Annotated in this window: 1 protein-coding gene; it reads left to right on the forward strand. The window is 75.0% G+C overall.

The window, feature by feature from the left end:
* Positions 1 to 1,249: hypothetical protein (locus CCN39_RS45710; protein WP_086853202.1), on the forward strand; the 1,249-nt coding region annotated here is incomplete at its 5' end.
* Positions 1,250 to 1,689 lie beyond the last annotated feature (440 nt).

Below are 1,689 nucleotides of genomic sequence, written 5' to 3' on the forward strand. Positions count from 1 at the left end.
CCACGCGCGCGTACGCGCGCCGCGCCCGTGGACGGCGTCGCTGCAGCGGCCCGCCGCCAAAATCCTGGTCGCCGGCGGCCTGACCCTCGCGGGCTGGCTGCTCGGTGCCGCGCTGTCCGGCAGCACCGCGTCGGCGGCCGAACGCCCGGCCTGCCCCGAGGCGCCCGTGGTTTCCACTGTGGACCACGCCGCGAAGCCGTTCTGGCACGCCAGGCACCGCAAGAGCCACCACGAGACCGGCGAGGGCACCTGCGCGGTGCAGCCGAAGGCCGACAGCGCCGAGCCGGCGGCGGACGAGCCGAAGCCGGTCGAAACACCCGCGTCCGAGACCACAAAGGACAGCGAGACCCCCGGCGAAGAGCCGGTCGCCACTCCGGAAAGCGATTCCGCCGAAGCGGCCACCACGCCGGAGAGCACGGCCACCGCGGAGCCGTCGGACACCTCGCCCGCCGAGGAGCCCGCCGCCACGAAGAAGGCGACCTCGGCGGAGAGCTCCGAAGCACCGAAGGCCACCTCTTCCAGCGGAAACCTGCTCGGCCTCGTCGGCGGCACCCTGAAGGCGGTCACCGGAGCGACCACAAAGGACATCACCGGCGACTCGGCCACCTCGTCCGGCGGCGACCTGCTCGGCGGCCTCGTCGGCGGCGTCCTCGACGTGGTCGGCGGGACGCTGACCACCGTCACGGACACGCTCACCCACACCGTGCTCGCGCCGCTCACCCAGCCGCCCGCCGGCCACCCGAACGCGCCGGTGCTGCTGCCCCTCGACGACATCCTGAGCCCCGTGTTCGGCGGCAGCTCGAACTCCGGCGGCGGCACCGCGGTCGTCCCCGGCGTGACGGCCGTCGTCACCCAGGCACCGGCCGCGGTCCTCGAGACCGTCCCGGCCGCGGCCCCCGCGACCGCGACCGCGAGCCAGCAGCAGACCTCCCGGGTCGCGCTCGCGCACCTGGTCGTCCGCCAGGCGCAGCCGCTTCCGGCGGTCCAGGACCAGCCGCGCGACTCCGGCACCCGCTTCACCGGCGGCGGCGACTCCACACCCGGCCTGCCCGGCGGCACCACCGCCCCGAGCGCGCCGGCCCCCACCGCGGCCCCGGGCCACGACGGCTCCGGCGGCGCCCGCCACGCGTTCGCCGTCCACACCGACGACGTCACCACCACGCAGCTCAAGCTGATCGGCACCAGCCGCGACCACGAGGTCGACGGCGCAGGCAGGGAAGCCGCCCTGCCAACCACCTCCCCCGACTGACCCCCGACCGGGCAGCCGGGGACAAGTGCGCCCAAATCACGATCATCCAGGTGCGCCCGCACGCCGTTGAGGCGTGACGTTTCCCCTGCTCCAGCCCGGAATCCGTGGCTCTTTCACGTCTCGTGACGCCCAGGCGCGTCCGACGTACCCCAGGGGCGAGAAACCATGCGAACACACGAACTTTCCGACCGGCCGACCGCGCCCGGCCGGGTCGGATCCCGGTCCCGGCGCCGCGCTGCCCCCGCGGCGCCGGGACCCACACCGGGTGCGCTCCGGGAGCCCTTGCTCACCGCGCCGAGCGAGGACTCGCAGTACCGCGAGCGCACCTGAGCCGCCGGCTTCCCGGCACGTCGAGGGGCTGTGCCGGGAAGCCGCGGTACCCGCGAACGGGGTCACGTCCGTGAGCGGGTGTGTGGAACGACGAACCGGTGCGCTGGATG

This window comes from Amycolatopsis kentuckyensis, from assembly GCF_002155975.1.
GTDB classification, from domain to species: Bacteria; Actinomycetota; Actinomycetes; order Mycobacteriales; family Pseudonocardiaceae; genus Amycolatopsis; species Amycolatopsis kentuckyensis.